Below are 14984 nucleotides of genomic sequence, written 5' to 3'. Positions count from 1 at the left end.
ATAAACAAACGAGATTGAACAACAAACAAGGAAAGTGAAAATGACAAATAAATTATTCATTATTGCCGCCTGCGGCAGTGCACTTGCGGCTTTATTACATCTGGCTTGTATTGTGGTGGGCGAGCGCTGGTACCGGCTAATGGGTGCCGGTGAGCAGATGGCCAAACTGGCAGCGGCCGGTCATCCTTACCCTACAGTGGTGACTTCAGCCATTAGCCTGGTGCTGCTGGTCTGGGCTTGTTATGCGCTGTCGGGCGCCGGAGTGATCCGGCCTTTGCCTTTTTTAAAAACGGTTTTGGTGCTGATAAGCCTGGTGTTATTAGCTCGTGGTCTGTTATTTCCTCTGTTAATGCCGGCTTTTCCGGGCAACAGTATGACCTTCTGGTATCTGAGCTCGGCCAGCTGTTTACTGCTTGGCAGTTGTTTTGCCATGGGCAGCTGGCAAAACTGGCACCGGCTCTGACAGCAACAGATATTCACACTTTAGCCTGGTACCAGCTCTTGAGCGCGCGGCCGCTACAGCGTACTGTAACCACTTATTCAGCAAGGAGGTGTTTGTGTATCAGCTTTATATCGCCAACAAAAACTATTCGTCCTGGTCGTTACGTCCCTGGTTATTACTCACTGAATTAAAGATCCCTTTTACTGAACAACTGCAGCAGTTTCAAAACGATAACTTTGCGGTTTTCAGCCGTTTTTCCCCAACAGCCAAAGTGCCTTGTTTGCACGACGGTGATGTGGTGGTGTGGGAATCGCTGGCCATAGTGGAATATCTGGCCGAACGTCATCCGGGTGTCTGGCCCGAAGATGCCAAAGCCCGTAATTATGCGCGCTGCGCCGCCAGTGAAATGCATGCAGGGTTTTCGGCGTTGCGTAATATCTGTGGCATGAACTGTGGTGCCAGAGTGAAATTGCACCAATATCCGGCTGCCCTTGAAAAAGACGTTAAGCGTATTGACGCTTTATGGCAACAAGGCTTGCGTGAATTTGGCGGGCCATTTTTGGCCGGTAAAAATTTCAGCGCTGTGGATGCGTTTTTTGCACCTGTTGCCTTTCGTATTCAGAGTTATGGTTTAGAACTCAGCGCCCCTGCTATGGCATATGCCAAAACGCTGTTGGCTTTGCCAGGCATGCAAAGCTGGTATGAAGCAGCGCTGGCAGAGCCATGGCGTGATATGGGTCACGAAGAAGAAATGCGGGCTGCCGGTGACGTAGTTGCAGATTTACGGCTGGGTCAATAACCTCGGCCTGACCACAAGCCACCAGCACTCAGGACTTTCACAAACCGGCGTTATTCATAACGCCGGTTTTTTATCTGTGGTTTTTGATCCCTGTTGTGTTGCTTGTTGTTTTGTTGGAGTGTGTGTAAAAACAACAATTTAACGTCGCTCTTGCCAGATTAAATAAAGGCCGCTGGCCATAATCACCGCTGAACCTATTAACAAAGTGGCATCGGGCCAGACTTGCCACAACATAATGTCAAAACCTAAACCCCAGACCAAAGCCGTGTATTCAAAAGGCGCTATCACTGAAGGTGGCGCTAACCGGAAAGCTTCGGTAATAAACACCTGACCAATAGCACCTGTGACCCCAATAGCCAGAAAATACGGCCAGTGTTGCAGCTGTAACGGCTGCCAGTCGGGAATAGCCAATACACCAGCGCCAATACCTATCATGGTCATTAACCAGAACACCATATTACCGCTATGGTCGGTTTTTGCCAGAATTCGCACCGTAATAGCCGAAATGGCATAACAAAGCGCCGACAACAAAGCCGCCAGCGCGCCTAAACTCAGCAGTTGGTCGCCTTCTGGTTTGAGCATATAAAGTACCGCCGCCATACCAACAGCGATCGCCACCCATTGTCTTGGCGCCACATAATCTTTTAACCAAAACACCGACAACATAGTGATCAGAAAAGGCGCGGCAAAAAAGATGGCATAAGCGTCGGCAAGCGACAGGGTTTTTAAGGCATAAATAAAAGCCGACAACATCACCACGCCTAGCACAGCGCGGAAAATATGCAAAGACCAGCGCGCATCCAGCAAATGTTGCAGTCTGTTGCCATGCCAGAGCCAGGCGACAATAAAAGGCCAGGCGCAGGCGGCACGTAAACAGGTAATTTGCATCGGGCTGTAATGGCTGGTCAGGGCTTTCATGCTGGCGTCCATACCGGAAAACATAAAAACAGCCAGCAACATGGCCAGAATGCCGCGCAGAGGTTTGTCGGTGCTGTGCATATCAGGTGCTCAAATCAGAAGAGCGGCCAGTTTAACATAAGGGCGGTGCAGGCCGCCGCTACTCCAACGCAGGCGCCGGTACTCTGTCGCAAGCTTACAGAGTGACGGGCTTCACAGAGCACAAACAGATTAATGCAGCTGAATAGCTATTTGTTGATCGGCCTGCACCGCAAAAGTCGCTTCGCTAAAACTGGCCGGACCAAACTGGCCCCCATTGTTGCTAAAACCATAACCTTCACTGGGGATGCCAAACAGGTTGCGGTCAAGTTCGCCATTGTTGTTTTCATCATGCATCACTTTGATGGCATAGTTGCCAGCGGCTAAACCGGCAAACTGCAACTGTATTTTGTTGCTGCTGACCGCCACTTTTTGCACCGCCAACGCCTTTTCACCGGCTTCGTAATGCGCTTCATTGTTATAAAGCGCAACATGCAAGGTGCCTGCAGTGGTTTTAATTTGGTGAATATTCACATCCAGCTGATAAGCCGCCAACGCGCTGAAACTGCCCAACAACAAGGCTGAACCGCATAATAAAGAGTGAAGTTTCATTTTTTGTATCCTGTAACTGGGGTATCCGGGATGAACACCATGGCTGCATTGTATGCAGCCGCCGTGCTAGTCACAGGTGCCGGAAGTCATGATATTTCAGCGTAAAAAAAATGACTTCCGGCCTAATCTATTACAGTACTGCAGCACAAAAGCGATTACCTGCTGCCGTCAGCTGACAAGGTCAAAATCAATTCAGGTTTATTTAACCCGCCGCATGGCGGCATACCTCTGGCATAACGGCAACAACAGCAACCACCAAAAACCGGCACCACCGGACGAACCTTGGTCAGAAGTGTTGTTATCCACAGGCGGTGTCACGACAGCTGCCCGCACCGACACCCCAAAAATCAGCTCAGAACGACCCTGACGGCTGTCTGTGACAATCACCTTAAAACCCAGTTCTGCTGCCTGATTGGGCGCGACAAAACTGGCTTCAGCACTTTGATCTCCACTTAACACCACAGCCGGACCTGAACCTTGTTGCCACTGATAACTCAGCGCATCTCCATTGGCATCTGTGGCATTCACCTTGAGCACCACGGTCTGCCCCGCATTGGCCTGCAGCCTGGTTTCACCGCTGAGCACAGGCGCACTATTGCGCTCGTTATCTACAATAGTGACCTGCACTTCTGCACCCTCGGCCAGCAAGTTGCCGCTGATGGCGCTGAGCAATACTTTAAACTGACGATCACCATCCAGCAGCTGATTATCAATCACCGGGATCTCAATGCTTTTTTCGCTGCTGTCCCCATCAGCCCAACTGACTTCACCACTGACAGCAGCCATGTCTCTGCCGGCAACAGCGGTACCGTCCTGCAACTGATACTTCAGCTGCACAGGCCCAACATGGCCACCAAAACGTCCCAGTTTCAGCTGTACAGCTGCACTGTTTTCATCAGCCAGAGCAACTGCAGTCACAAAACCCGCAGCACCATAAGCCGGCTGGCTGTTTTTAAAGCTCAGCACCTGATAACTCGGGCTGCCGAGACTTAAGCCCTGTTGTGGGTCAAATAACCGGATATACATCAGGTTTTGTGATAACGCACTTTCTTCAGGTGCAGTAAAACTAATGGTTTTATCCTGATGCTCATCGGCCGCCCAGTTCAGCCGGCCTGAAGCCAAAACCGCAGGTTGTTGCTGGCCGGTCTGGGTTTCATAAGCCACTGAAACTGCACCAGTGCCCTGAGGTCTTTTCACCACCACTGTCACTGGAGCTCCGGCCTTGATCTGAGTTTTGGCCTCTGCAAAAAATACCTGACCGGCACTGGTGTTTTTGGTTTGGTCTCTGAGTACATATAAACCACTGTTGATATCCGATGAAATAATCAGACCTGAGGGCAAATAAGGGTAAGTGCCCCAGACACCGTTAAAAGCGGCGCCGTCTGAGGCAGGGTAAGAGTCAAAATAACCGGCTTCTGTTGGCTCTGCCGGGTTGCTGATATCCAGCACTGTGGTGCCACGCTGGTAATTGGAAATGTAATATCGGTTGCCTCTGGTATACCCATTGTGATCAATAGCGCGGCTTGGTCCGCTCCACTCTTTCACCAACACCGGGTTATTCAGATGATCAACATTGAGCACCCGCACTGTGGTATTCAGGCCGCGGCGTGATTCGTCCAGCTCATCATGCACAAATACAAAACGTTTATCTTCACTCCACCAGCCGGAGTGTACATATTCAGCATTGTTGTAGGTTAAATCTGCTAACGCCTTTGCTGTACTTAACTCGCTGATATTCCATAGTTTTACCGACTTTTCATTAAAATCCATTAACACAGTACAACGGCTGTTATTGCAACTTTGTTGCGCCCTGTTGTCATGCACCACCATAGAAGCGGCATCATGGGTATATTCATCCCGGGTTGCACTGCTGTGGGCAAATAAAGACTGCAATTTTTCCGGGTTTTTCAGGCTGTAAGTGAGAAAGGCGCCACCCACAGCATCTTGCCCAACTATATGTAAAGCTGGCTCCAGCCCATCCAGCGCCGTGTTGGTGCTGTAATCAACATGACTGATGTAAACATTATGCGCAGTTTCGGTTGCCGGATCTGCCGCCACCAGCCGGATAGAATGCGGCAACTGGCTTAAATCAATAATCTGAATATTGTCAGTGGCTTCCGAACTGACATAAGCATAAGCACGCCAGCGTTGTTGGGTGCCATCATAAAACTGCAACACTTTAATATCGCGCCACACACTGCTTTTCCCGGCAATAGCACCAATTTCAACTGGCCGTGCCGGATCGGCCAGGCTGACCACTGCAGTACCGTTTTTCAGTCCGATAAGGGCGTATTCTGTGCCTGTATTCAAGTCAACATGACCCCAGATATCATTGGCGGCATCTGGTTTTAATGAAAAGTCAGCAAGCGCCATATGACTAACCAGGTCAATGTTTTTACAGGGAAAAACACCAGCTTTGCCATTCACGCAAGGCGTTTCTGTTTGGCTTTGTTGTAACTCGGCCTGCAACTGCTCCAGCTGTTGCAAGGCGGCGCCATCCACTGATTTACCGTCTGCCAGCACCACAAAACCACGTTTTTCCAACTCAGCGGCATATTCCACCGGCACACCACTCAGCACAGTGCGGTTGAGTTGTGGTGCCTGACTCTGGAAGTGGTCAAACTTATTAAATCCACCCAACACCGGCACTATGTCGCTGGTTAGCATAAAAAGCTCTTTGACATCCGTCAGGTGATAACTGCCATCAGCCACCAGTACTTTGTCACCTTTATTGGCTTGTGCCATGGCATAACTGATAGTACGGCAGGGTCGCAGCGGTGAATCACAACGCCCCTGATCCTGACCGCTGTTTGCGACAAAACGTCCCTTGTCATGCTCGGCATGAGCCAGCAACTGGGTGCTGTAACCCAGCGCCAACAACAGCATCAGTTGATTTAACAGCGAGAACCTTCGATAACCCCGGGCATCATTTGTCATCTTGCTTTCCTTGCCGGGCTCGCTTGTGTCATCACACAACATCGCTTTTTGCCGGTAATTTTTGTATTGTGAATAAATTAGTGTCAATTTAACCGCCCTCGCCGATGAAAAGTAAACATTTTTTTAAAATATTCGTTGTTATTTTCATCAACCTTGGCATTGCTTCCTGTCAGCCCGCAGTGCCGGCACAACTGCAACTACAGTTGTATTTTCAACAACAGGCACTGGATTGCCAGCGCAGTTTTTTGCTGGCGGGCCAACAATGGCAATTATCACAACTGCAACTTTATCTGGCCGATTTTCAGCTGAATGGTCAGCCTGCGCTGTTGCATACTGATGAACAAACGCCCTGGCAACAACAACGACTGGCGCTGCTTGGCACCGATTGCCAGAGTGATGGCCAGTGGCAACTGAAATTTGCCGGGCCATTGCCAAAAGGCGAACTGACATTTGTGCTGGGTGTGCCTGACGACCTGAATCATCAGAACCCGCTGACAGCGGCCTCTCCGCTGAACCAGTCCGATATGTTCTGGAGCTGGCAAGGTGGCCATAAGTTTTTCCGGCTGGAACTCAAAAGCGCCGCTGACGGCTGGGCTTTGCATCTGGGCTCCACCGGTTGCCAGTCCGCCAGTGTGTTGCGACCGCCGGCCGTCCCGTGCGCCCAACCCAACAGAGCCAGATTCAGTTTGCCTTATCAGGGCGAGAAGGTGCTGGCACTGGATTTAGCCTTGTTACTGGCAGATTTTACCCCAACAGCACAACACAACTGCATGTCAGATACTCTGCGACAAAGCTGCCAGTTGTTGCTGCCCAGATTATTAAAGGAAAACAGCGATTTATGGCATTTAAAACCTTAAAAGCCGTCAGTCTGCTGTTGTTTTGCACCAGTTGCACTGACGTACCTACTGCTTATCAGTGGCCCTTGCCAGCAGACTTTCCCAAGCCTGCAGTGCCGGCCGACAACCCGATGTCAGCTGCCAAAGTGGAACTTGGCCGTTTTTTGTTTTATGACAACCGGCTTTCTGCCAATCAACAACAAAGCTGCAGTAGTTGCCATCAACAACAATATGCTTTTGCCGAACCCAGACCAGTGTCGATTGGCAGCACGGGGCAACAACACCGCCGCAATGCACTGGCGCTGGTGAATATTGCGTATAACAAAACCCTGACCTGGGCCCATGATGGCCTGACGGAAATAGAACAGCAGCAGCTGATCCCGATGTTTGGTGACAATCCGGTGGAGCTTGGCATTGCAGGTCATGAAACTGAGATTCTGGCACGGTTGAACCACGCCCCTTATCCGACTTTATTTGAGGCCGCTTTTGGCGAACCAGAGCCAAACTTTCAGCATATCAATCAGGCCTTGGCCAGCTTTGTGCGCCGGCTGATTTCACTGCAATCGCCTTTTGACCGTTACGCCTATCAGAATGACGACAAGGCGCTGAGCCCGGAACAATTACAGGGCATGGAGCTGTTTTTTTCCGAACGGCTGGAATGTCACCATTGCCATGGTGGTTTTAACTTTACCCAGTCCACCAGCCATGAAAAACAACCCCTGGACAGGCGGCCATTTTTTAATACCGGCTTATATTTTGCCAAACGTCAGCAATTCAGCGGTTTGGGTTATCCGGATAAAGACAGAGGTTTGGCCGAAATCAGCCAAAATGCGGCCGACGATGGCCGTTTTCGTGCACCAACTTTACGTAATATCAGCCTGACCGCACCTTATATGCACGACGGCAGCATTGCCACCTTGCCGCAGGTGCTGGAGTTTTATCTCGCAGGCGGGCGCCATATCAGCAGCGGGCCTGATGCTGGGGATGGCAGGCTACATCCGTATAAAAGTCCTTTTATCAAAAACATCGACTTAACTGCGGCGGAAAAAGCCGCTGTGCTGGCGTTTTTACAAAGCCTGACCGATCCGGTATTTATCTCGGATCCGGCGCTGGCCGATCCCTGGCAGGCCAAAACCACAGGACACTGACACTTTCAGCCGACAACCACCAGATGCCAGATAATTTTTCTTACACTCTGGTGCTTGGCATGTTGCAGCAGCAAACTACACTGGTTGTTCTTTATGGAGCAGCACAATGACTAAACAACAATTGCAACCACATCAACTTATCCTCACTTTAGTCAGCAGTATCTACATTTGGGCCCTGCTGGCTTTTGAACATTTTAACGGTGGTGTGGTCAGCCACCACTTGTTAAATCAAGCCGATTTACCGGCTATTTCCAACTGGTGGGGCGCTTTAATAATGCCGGTGCTGAGCTGGTTTTTACTGGGCCGGATTTACCGGCGGGTACACCAAGCTTATCCGGCTGGTGTGCTAGGCGCCTTTGCCTGTGCGGTGTTGTTTGGGGTGCTGATTTCGGTGTTATTTCTGCAAGGCAGAGAACAGGTTTTGTCGCAGCTGATGCTTAGTCTGCCGTTGCTGGCGCTGTTTTTCCCGTTATACCGGGCTGAATTTTTATTAGGTTTTGTGCTGGCGATGAGTTACACCTTCGGTGTGTTGTTACCCACAGCTTTTGGCTGCCTGATCCTGCTGATGGCAGTGCTGATGTATAAAGTGGTACGCCCTGTGTTGTTATATCTGTTTGACTTGCTGACAGGCGGTAAAAAGGCCACCGGTTAACTGCAAAACAAGGGCGCTGCAACAGCGCCCTTGTTGTTTATTGCAAAGCAAAAACAGCTCAAACACCGCCAACCAGGGTTCGGGCCTGGTGAATTGTTAAACCCCGTTTTTATCTGGCCACTACAATCAAAAAAGCCACTTCGGCTTTTGTCCTGTGATCACACAGCCAAAATGGCCGCTGAGGTCTATGCTGCCATTTGTAACAAAAAACTTCTGCAGGAACTTCTGATGACCAGCCGCACCGAACACGACAGCATGGGCGCACTGCAAGTACCGGCCTATGCGTTATATCAGGCCCAAACCCAACGTGCAGTCGACAATTTCCATCTGAACCGCAGCACTATGCCACTGGCTTTTATCCGTGCTTTATTGCAAATCAAACAGGCGGCGGCAGCAGCCAATGCAGAGCTGGGGTTATTAAAGCCGGCCATAGCCCAGGCTATTATGCAGGCAGCGCAGGCCCAACTGGCGCACACAGAGGCCAGGCAATATCCGGTTTCTGTGTATCAGACCGGCTCCGGCACCAGCAGTAATATGAATGTCAATGAAGTACTGGCCACAGCGGCAAGCCAGCTTGCCGGCGAAAAAATTCACCCCAACGATCAGGTGAATCTGGGGCAAAGCAGCAATGACACTATCCCAACCGCCATTCATCTGAGTGCAGCGCTGGCACTGCAACAACAACTGCTGCCGGCTTTGGTTGGGCTGCAACAGGTGATTGCAGACAAAAGTGCCGAATATGGTCAGGTGTTAAAAACCGGCCGCACCCATTTAATGGATGCCATGCCGGTGCGTTTTTCACAGGTATTTTCCGGCTGGCAGGCGCAGTTGCAGCATGGTCAGACCTTACTCACTGAACAATTACCCAGATTGCAACAATTGGCGCAAGGCGGCACAGCGGTGGGTACAGGCGTCAATGCCCACCCCCAGTTTGCGGCATTGTTTGCTGCACAGCTCAGTAAGCTCAGCGGCCTTTCCCTGCGCCCCGCTGATAATTTCTTTTTTAATATTGCCACTCAGGATGTGGCCGTGGCCTGCTCCGGCGCTGTCAAAACTCTGGCGGTAGCGCTGATGAAAATTGCCAATGATTTACGTTGGATGAACTCTGGCCCGCTGGCCGGACTGGCCGAAATCACTTTACCAGCGTTACAACCCGGCTCCTCTATGATGCCGGGCAAAGTCAACCCGGTGATCCCGGAAGCTGTTGCTATGGCCTGTGCTCAGGTGATAGGCCACGACAGCGCCATTACAGTGGCCGGTCAATCCGGCAATTTTGAGCTGAACGTGATGTTGCCTTTGGTGGCCAATAATCTGCTTGGCAGTATTGAGCTGATGACGGGCAGTTGTCAGGCGCTGGCGCAGCAGTGTATCGGCGGTTTAGTGGTATTGCAGCACAATACAACAAGAACTCTGGCACTGAACCCTGTGCTGGTGACTGCACTCAACCCGCTGATTGGTTATGAAAAAGCGGCGGCTATTGCCAAACAGGCTTATCTGCAACAAAGGCCGGTACTGGATATTGCCATTGAAATGTCCGGTCTGAGTGCAGAGGAACTGCAAAAACTACTGGATCCGGCTTTGTTGGTGTAACAGGCAAAGCCACTTTCTTGTCAGCAACAGACTCTGACAACAAATTCTGATCTTTTTGATAAATTCGGTGCGCTCTGCCACTTTGCTGCCATCCCCCCGGTTGCGCTCACCTATACTGCTTAAATGCAGATGAGGATGCCGTGCTGCATACAACGCAAAATTCATCTTTTGCCATCTGGAGGCATCATTATGAAAACGATGAAAAGGATAGTGGTCTGTTGTGACGGCACCTGGAACGAACCGGATCAGAATCCAACCAATGTGATTAAAATTGCCCATCATCTGGCACCTGTGGATAAACATGGTGTGCATCAGGTGGTGTTTTATGATCAGGGGGTTGGCACTGGTGGTTCCATTGACAAATTTATTGGCGGCGCCACCGGTAAGGGGATCGAAAAAAACGTATTGGATGGTTACCGTTTTATTATTCATAACTACGAACCCAACGACGAAATTTACCTCTTTGGTTTTAGCCGCGGTGCTTATACCGCGCGCGCTATTGCAGGCATGATCAATGCCATAGGTTTGTTGCGCAAAGATCATTGGGAACAACTGCCGCAAGCTTACAATTATTACCGCACCGAACCTGCAAAACGTAATACCAGCCTGTATCAGGGGAATCACAGACCCGCCATCAATATGATTGGCGTCTGGGACACTGTGGGTGCACTGGGAGTGCCAACCCCAGGCCTTAGGCAACTATCAAAATCGCTGGTGAGCTTTTTTGACACCGACATCAGCAAACTGGTGCGGCATGCTTATCATGCACTGGCGCTGGATGAAAAACGCGGTCCTTTTGCACCTTCGATCTGGACCGGCGATTTGGCCCCCGGGCAACATGTCGAACAATGCTGGTTTGCCGGGGTACATTCAGATGTGGGTGGTGGATATGCAGATCACAGGGTGTCAGATGTCAGCCTGGTCTGGATGGTAGAAAAGGCCAGCCAATTGGGTCTGGAATTTGATACCCAGGATCCGGTCTGGCAGGCTTCTGTTACACCAAGTTCGCTGGCACCATTACACGACTCTTACGGCATGGCGCACCAGCTGTTTGGCCGGGTGATGGACAGTCCACGCATTCGTAAAGTGGAAACCACACCAGGACCTGGCCATGTGATGCGGGTGCATGAATCGGTATTTGAACGTATGCAGGCCAGCAATTACCAGCCCGAAAGCCTGAAACTCCAACCCCGGCACCTGAATGGCAATCGCCGGCAGTTTGACCGTTTCCAGACCTTTGCCACACCGGCTGTGCTTCATATTGACCAGCAAAGCCACCCCTGTGCCGTGGAAAATTACAGCCCGGGTGTTGGTGCTGCCATCCGCACCAATATCCAACTGCCGCTGAACAGTGTTGTGGATTTATTGCTTGGCCAACAACAACTGAAACTGCAATGTGTCTGGGCAGCCAACAACAGATTTGGCCTCAGACGTTAAATACAACAGTAGCAACCCCAGCACGCCCTCAAGAAAAAGCCCTGAAATTTCAGGGCTTTTTAACTAATGTTCTTTAGTTTGCAAGTCAAAACGGTAGTACAAACCTTTCCGAAGAAAATAACGTTAGAACCACCGTCAATACTGGGTTTCGGCCACTTTTGAGGGCTCGGCCCACAAAAAGTATCACCTATCGGGCTTTAACACGGTTTTACGTTATAAATTGCCTAAATCGATTGTAGCCGTACAACGAACTCTTTTTAACTGCTTGGTTTGAAACAAAAAATCTATATGTTATTTTTTTGTTTCAAATATCCAAATCGAACTGCCCTTCATTGTGGCCTATTTTTACGCTCATGTGAGTTGTGCCAGTTAACTTTTTGCACTGAACGCCCTTGCTCCTTGCGAGTACACATTCAAGCCACCGAGCAACGAAAACGCAGCAATAAAACAAAACTTTTATTATGTTACATAGGTTTATTGCAAGTTGGTTACCTTCAGTCTCACTTCTAATCGCCGCTAAAGGTGAAACAAAATGCCATAAGCAAACCTATTGGGATCGAGTGTTCATTGTCACTTGAGAATGTTCTGATTGATGACAAGGTAATGAACGTATTATTTATAGGGCCAAAACAACCTGGTGGCTATAGAAGTGAAGTGCATTATACAGCGGAGTCAATTTCATCCAGCACAGCAGGACAACTCATTCACATCTTTGTGAAAGGTTTGGGCGCAGAGCTTGATCCCTTCAACCATGGTCAAATATGGAAACAACTGGTCAGCTAACTCATTGATAGTCATCCGATTGCGGATAGCTAGAGCTGCAGTTTGGATCATTTCTCCGCCTTCATGGGCCAAAAGTTGTGCACCAATCAGTCTTCCTGTGGTCTTTTCAATCACCAGTTTTATAAAACCATCAGTTTCGAAATTGGCCAGCGCTCTGGGTACATTTTTCATGTCGAGTACCCGACTGTCTGTGTGAATCCCCTTCTGTCTGGCCTCAGCTTCAGTCAGTCCGACGGTTGCAACCTGCGGATCGGTAAAAATGACCGCAGGCATCGAAGATAGATCAAGTTTACTCTCGTCACCGGTCATATTCATTCCTGCACGGCTACCAGCAGCCGCAGCGACATACACAAACTGCGGCATAGTGGAGCAATCACCTGCGGCATAAATTCCTGGAACGCTTGTTTCCATCATCTCGTTAACGATGATCGCACCGTGTTTGTCTGTCCGGATCCCAACTACTTCGAGGTTAAGACTGGCCGTATTTGCATGACGGCCGGTGCATATTAAAAGCTTGTCACAACGTAAATTGCCTACATTGGTTTTCAAGGTAAACTGTCGACCGTCATGGGAAACATTTGACGCCTCAGTATGGTTTAGAACCCTGATCCCTTCTTTCTCAAAGCAATCTGTTAATTTTTCGCCGAGTAACGGCTCATCGCGATAAAGAAGCGTATGTCTGGCCAAAAGGGTAACATCACTGCCTAAACGGCGATAAGCCTGAGCAATTTCCAGCGCAACGACAGAAGATCCAATGATGACCAGATGTTGTGGTCGTTCTGTCGCAAACAGCGCCTCAGTAGAAGTCCAGTACGGGGTTTCGCTCAGACCTTCAATAGGCGGGATGGTCGGGCTCGAACCGGTAGCAATGAGCACCTTGTCGGCGTGTATTTCTTGCTGGGAGCCATCACTTTGGCTGACGATCAAAGTGTTCGCGTTTTTGAAAGTAGCCCAACCTTTGATCAAACTCAGTGCCGGATTGATATCCAGAATATTTTGGTATTTTGCCACGCGCAATTCTTCGACAAGCGTTGTTTGCTGCTCCGTCAATAGTGCGCGATTAAGCTGTGGCGAATGATTTACCAATCCGGTAAAAGGGTTGTTTCGTTGTTGCTGCGCCAGTTGTGCGGCGCGGATCAGGATCTTAGACGGGACACAGCCGACATTGACACAGCAACCGCCAATAACATCCGCACCTTCGATAAGCGTAACCTTAGCTCCTCCGTCAGCAGCTTTAATCGCACAGGCAAACGCACCAGAGCCACTGCCAATGATTACCACTTGTTGTGGGCTGATATTTTCTGTATTGCTGATATTTGTGTTGTCAAAACAAGGTTGAGGTTCTGGATTGACTTGTGCGGCATAACCCAGAGTTTCAACCGCCTTGACGAGATCCGCGACACTTACCTTCCCGTTTGTGGTGATCGCTGCGCTGGCGTTTGCATAGGAGATCTCAACGTAATTAACGCCTTCGGTCGCATCGAGCGCATCTTTGATATGGGCGACACAGCTTGGGCAGGTCATCCCTTTTATCGATAACAAGATCATTTTCGTTCCTCAACAGCGAAGAAGTATTTTCTGTGATTGTTAATTATCATAACCAATGCGCTCAGCTTATTGCCGAAACGGGGCCGTAATCATATGTGTATTTCCGCGCTTTACTTTTTGACCGTTGACGGATAACCAGCGTTAGTGGTGGCTTCAGTCAGTGCTTTCACCGTGGTTTTTTCGTCATCGAAGGTGACTACTGCTAACTTGGTGTCAAAGGTGACTTCAGCTTTACTGACGCCCTCTACATTTTGTAAGGCTTTTTTGACTGTAAACGGACAAGTGACGCAGTTCATGGTTGGAACTTCCAACGTAACCGTTTTCGTTTCGGCTATAGCGCTCAGGCTGGTCAACGTTAGCAAAAACAACAAGGTGATTTTCTTCATCATTCTCTCCAATAACGTATAAAACGTTAATAAAATTGAGGGTAAAAAGTATTCAGGCGAACCAGACAATCCAATAATTGCTGGTGACTAACATTAATGCTGTGAGTGCTGATAACCAAAAGATCACCTGCCTGCGTTTTCGCACTTGGGGAACTGCACAGACTGTTCCTGGAGCGCACATGTCAATAGGTCGATAGACCTTCCAGCCAGCAAATCCAAACGAGGTTAAAACCAGCAGAATAAAAATAGGGCGATAAGGTTCTAACATGGTCAAATGACCAATCCAGGAACCACTCACCCCAAGTAGCAACAAAACGAAAGGACCGGCACAACAAACGCCTGCACCAATGGCCGCAACTATTCCACCGATAACGGGGAGATTTGACTCTTTTATGGACACGTTTTACTCCTGCGATTAGAGTTATCGGTGCCAGTGTAGATGCCGTACCATAGTACGGAGTCAAGCCCAATCGGTGGGTTTAGTTGTTATGTGGTTGTAGGGATTCGATAATGGGGCAATGGGTCTGATCCGGATTGGATGCGCATTGGTTCAGCAAATGATGAAGAACAAGTTCCAGACTCTGCAGATCTGCGATCTTTGAGCGGACATTGGCAAGCTTGAGTGTGGCCACGTCCTGGACGCCCTGACATGGGGTATCATTCAGTGTGAGCAGATGATGGATTTCTTCCAGTGTGAACCCTAACTCCTGCGCCCGCTTGATAAATCGAAGCCGATTCAGGGTAGTGACAGGATACTGGCGAAACCCCTGTGTCGGTTTACCAGGCTGTTCAACAAGACCACGGCGTTCGTAGTAACGGATAGTTTCAACGTTAACGACAGCTGCATTGGCTAATTGGCCGATTGTATACAAAATGAC

The 14984-nt window shown here is 49.6% G+C and carries 14 protein-coding genes; 7 read left to right on the top strand and 7 right to left on the bottom strand.

Annotated features, from left to right (window positions below):
• The first annotated feature begins 40 nt into the window (after nt 1–40).
• Together RCH83_RS13680 and RCH83_RS13675 are read left to right on the top strand one after the other, a co-directional pair.
• The gene (locus RCH83_RS13680; RefSeq protein WP_306523028.1) at nt 41–463 is read left to right on the top strand and encodes a hypothetical protein; all 423 of its coding nucleotides are present in this window, start codon (nt 41–43) and stop codon (nt 461–463) included.
• 94 nt (nt 464–557) lie between these two features.
• Nucleotides 558–1241 (top strand): glutathione S-transferase family protein, encoded by a 684-nt coding sequence (locus tag RCH83_RS13675; protein WP_306523026.1) that lies wholly within the window; start codon nt 558–560, stop codon nt 1239–1241.
• Nucleotides 1242–1379: 138 nt separating this feature from the next.
• Here RCH83_RS13675 and RCH83_RS13670 read toward each other — a convergent pair whose 3' ends face one another.
• The 3 genes from RCH83_RS13670 to RCH83_RS13660 form a co-directional block, all read right to left on the bottom strand.
• Complete coding sequence (locus RCH83_RS13670) at nt 1380–2240, bottom strand: DMT family transporter (protein ID WP_306523024.1); 861 nt, start codon at nt 2238–2240, stop codon at nt 1380–1382.
• 129 nt (nt 2241–2369) lie between these two features.
• Nucleotides 2370–2789: a DUF2141 domain-containing protein gene (locus RCH83_RS13665; protein ID WP_306523022.1), complete on the bottom strand. Its 420-nt coding sequence runs from the start codon at nt 2787–2789 to the stop codon at nt 2370–2372.
• Between the two features lie 198 nt (nt 2790–2987).
• A complete protein-coding gene (locus tag RCH83_RS13660; RefSeq protein WP_306523020.1) occupies nt 2988–5726 on the bottom strand; it encodes a choice-of-anchor B family protein in 2739 nt (912 codons plus the stop codon).
• Nucleotides 5727–5830: 104 nt separating this feature from the next.
• Between RCH83_RS13660 and RCH83_RS13655 the strand changes: the two genes are divergently transcribed.
• The 5 genes from RCH83_RS13655 to RCH83_RS13635 all read left to right on the top strand — a co-directional run bounded on the left by RCH83_RS13655 (nt 5831) and on the right by RCH83_RS13635 (nt 11389).
• Complete coding sequence (locus tag RCH83_RS13655) at nt 5831–6583, top strand: MbnP family copper-binding protein (RefSeq protein ID WP_306523018.1); 753 nt, start codon at nt 5831–5833, stop codon at nt 6581–6583.
• The gene (locus RCH83_RS13650) at nt 6565–7710 is read left to right on the top strand and encodes an MbnH family di-heme enzyme (RefSeq protein ID WP_306523016.1); all 1146 of its coding nucleotides are present in this window, start codon (nt 6565–6567) and stop codon (nt 7708–7710) included. Before RCH83_RS13655 ends, RCH83_RS13650 begins: the two co-directional genes overlap by 19 nt.
• 106 nt (nt 7711–7816) lie before the next feature.
• Nucleotides 7817–8362, top strand: coding sequence for a hypothetical protein (locus tag RCH83_RS13645; protein ID WP_306523014.1), 546 nt, complete (start codon nt 7817–7819; stop codon nt 8360–8362).
• Nucleotides 8363–8590: 228 nt separating this feature from the next.
• Complete coding sequence (locus RCH83_RS13640; protein WP_306523012.1) at nt 8591–9952, top strand: lyase family protein; 1362 nt, start codon at nt 8591–8593, stop codon at nt 9950–9952.
• A gap of 189 nt (nt 9953–10141) precedes the next feature.
• Nucleotides 10142–11389: a DUF2235 domain-containing protein gene (locus tag RCH83_RS13635; protein ID WP_306523010.1), complete on the top strand. Its 1248-nt coding sequence runs from the start codon at nt 10142–10144 to the stop codon at nt 11387–11389.
• A 678-nt stretch (nt 11390–12067) separates the two neighbouring features.
• On the opposite strand, the gene merA is transcribed toward RCH83_RS13635, so the two are convergent.
• The 4 genes from merA to merR form a co-directional block, all read right to left on the bottom strand.
• Nucleotides 12068–13720 (bottom strand): mercury(II) reductase, encoded by a 1653-nt coding sequence (gene merA, locus RCH83_RS13630; RefSeq protein ID WP_306523008.1) that lies wholly within the window; start codon nt 13718–13720, stop codon nt 12068–12070.
• 110 nt (nt 13721–13830) lie between these two features.
• The gene (merP, locus tag RCH83_RS13625) at nt 13831–14106 is read right to left on the bottom strand and encodes a mercury resistance system periplasmic binding protein MerP (RefSeq protein WP_306523006.1); all 276 of its coding nucleotides are present in this window, start codon (nt 14104–14106) and stop codon (nt 13831–13833) included.
• Between the two features lie 52 nt (nt 14107–14158).
• Nucleotides 14159–14506 (bottom strand): mercuric transporter MerT family protein, encoded by a 348-nt coding sequence (locus RCH83_RS13620; RefSeq protein ID WP_306523004.1) that lies wholly within the window; start codon nt 14504–14506, stop codon nt 14159–14161.
• Between the two features lie 79 nt (nt 14507–14585).
• Complete coding sequence (gene merR / locus RCH83_RS13615; RefSeq protein ID WP_373689774.1) at nt 14586–14981, bottom strand: Hg(II)-responsive transcriptional regulator; 396 nt, start codon at nt 14979–14981, stop codon at nt 14586–14588.
• Nucleotides 14982–14984 lie beyond the last annotated feature (3 nt).

The organism is Rheinheimera sp. (genome assembly GCF_030824435.1).
GTDB lineage: Bacteria > Pseudomonadota > Gammaproteobacteria > Enterobacterales > Alteromonadaceae > Pararheinheimera.
The sequence above is the reverse complement of the archived record's forward strand: the minus strand, read 5'-3'. Positions and strand labels throughout refer to the sequence as shown.

Coding starts and splice junctions, on each gene's coding strand:
- RCH83_RS13680 (WP_306523028.1), top strand. CDS start 41: ATGACAAATAAATTATTCATTATTGCCGCCTGCGGCAGTGCACTTGCG.
- RCH83_RS13670 (WP_306523024.1), bottom strand. CDS start 2,240: ATGCACAGCACCGACAAACCTCTGCGCGGCATTCTGGCCATGTTGCTG.
- RCH83_RS13665 (WP_306523022.1), bottom strand. CDS start 2,789: ATGAAACTTCACTCTTTATTATGCGGTTCAGCCTTGTTGTTGGGCAGT.
- RCH83_RS13660 (WP_306523020.1), bottom strand. CDS start 5,726: ATGACAAATGATGCCCGGGGTTATCGAAGGTTCTCGCTGTTAAATCAA.
- RCH83_RS13655 (WP_306523018.1), top strand. CDS start 5,831: ATGAAAAGTAAACATTTTTTTAAAATATTCGTTGTTATTTTCATCAAC.
- RCH83_RS13650 (WP_306523016.1), top strand. CDS start 6,565: ATGGCATTTAAAACCTTAAAAGCCGTCAGTCTGCTGTTGTTTTGCACC.
- RCH83_RS13645 (WP_306523014.1), top strand. CDS start 7,817: ATGACTAAACAACAATTGCAACCACATCAACTTATCCTCACTTTAGTC.
- RCH83_RS13640 (WP_306523012.1), top strand. CDS start 8,591: ATGACCAGCCGCACCGAACACGACAGCATGGGCGCACTGCAAGTACCG.
- RCH83_RS13635 (WP_306523010.1), top strand. CDS start 10,142: ATGAAAACGATGAAAAGGATAGTGGTCTGTTGTGACGGCACCTGGAAC.
- merA (WP_306523008.1), bottom strand. CDS start 13,720: ATGATCTTGTTATCGATAAAAGGGATGACCTGCCCAAGCTGTGTCGCC.
- merP (WP_306523006.1), bottom strand. CDS start 14,106: ATGAAGAAAATCACCTTGTTGTTTTTGCTAACGTTGACCAGCCTGAGC.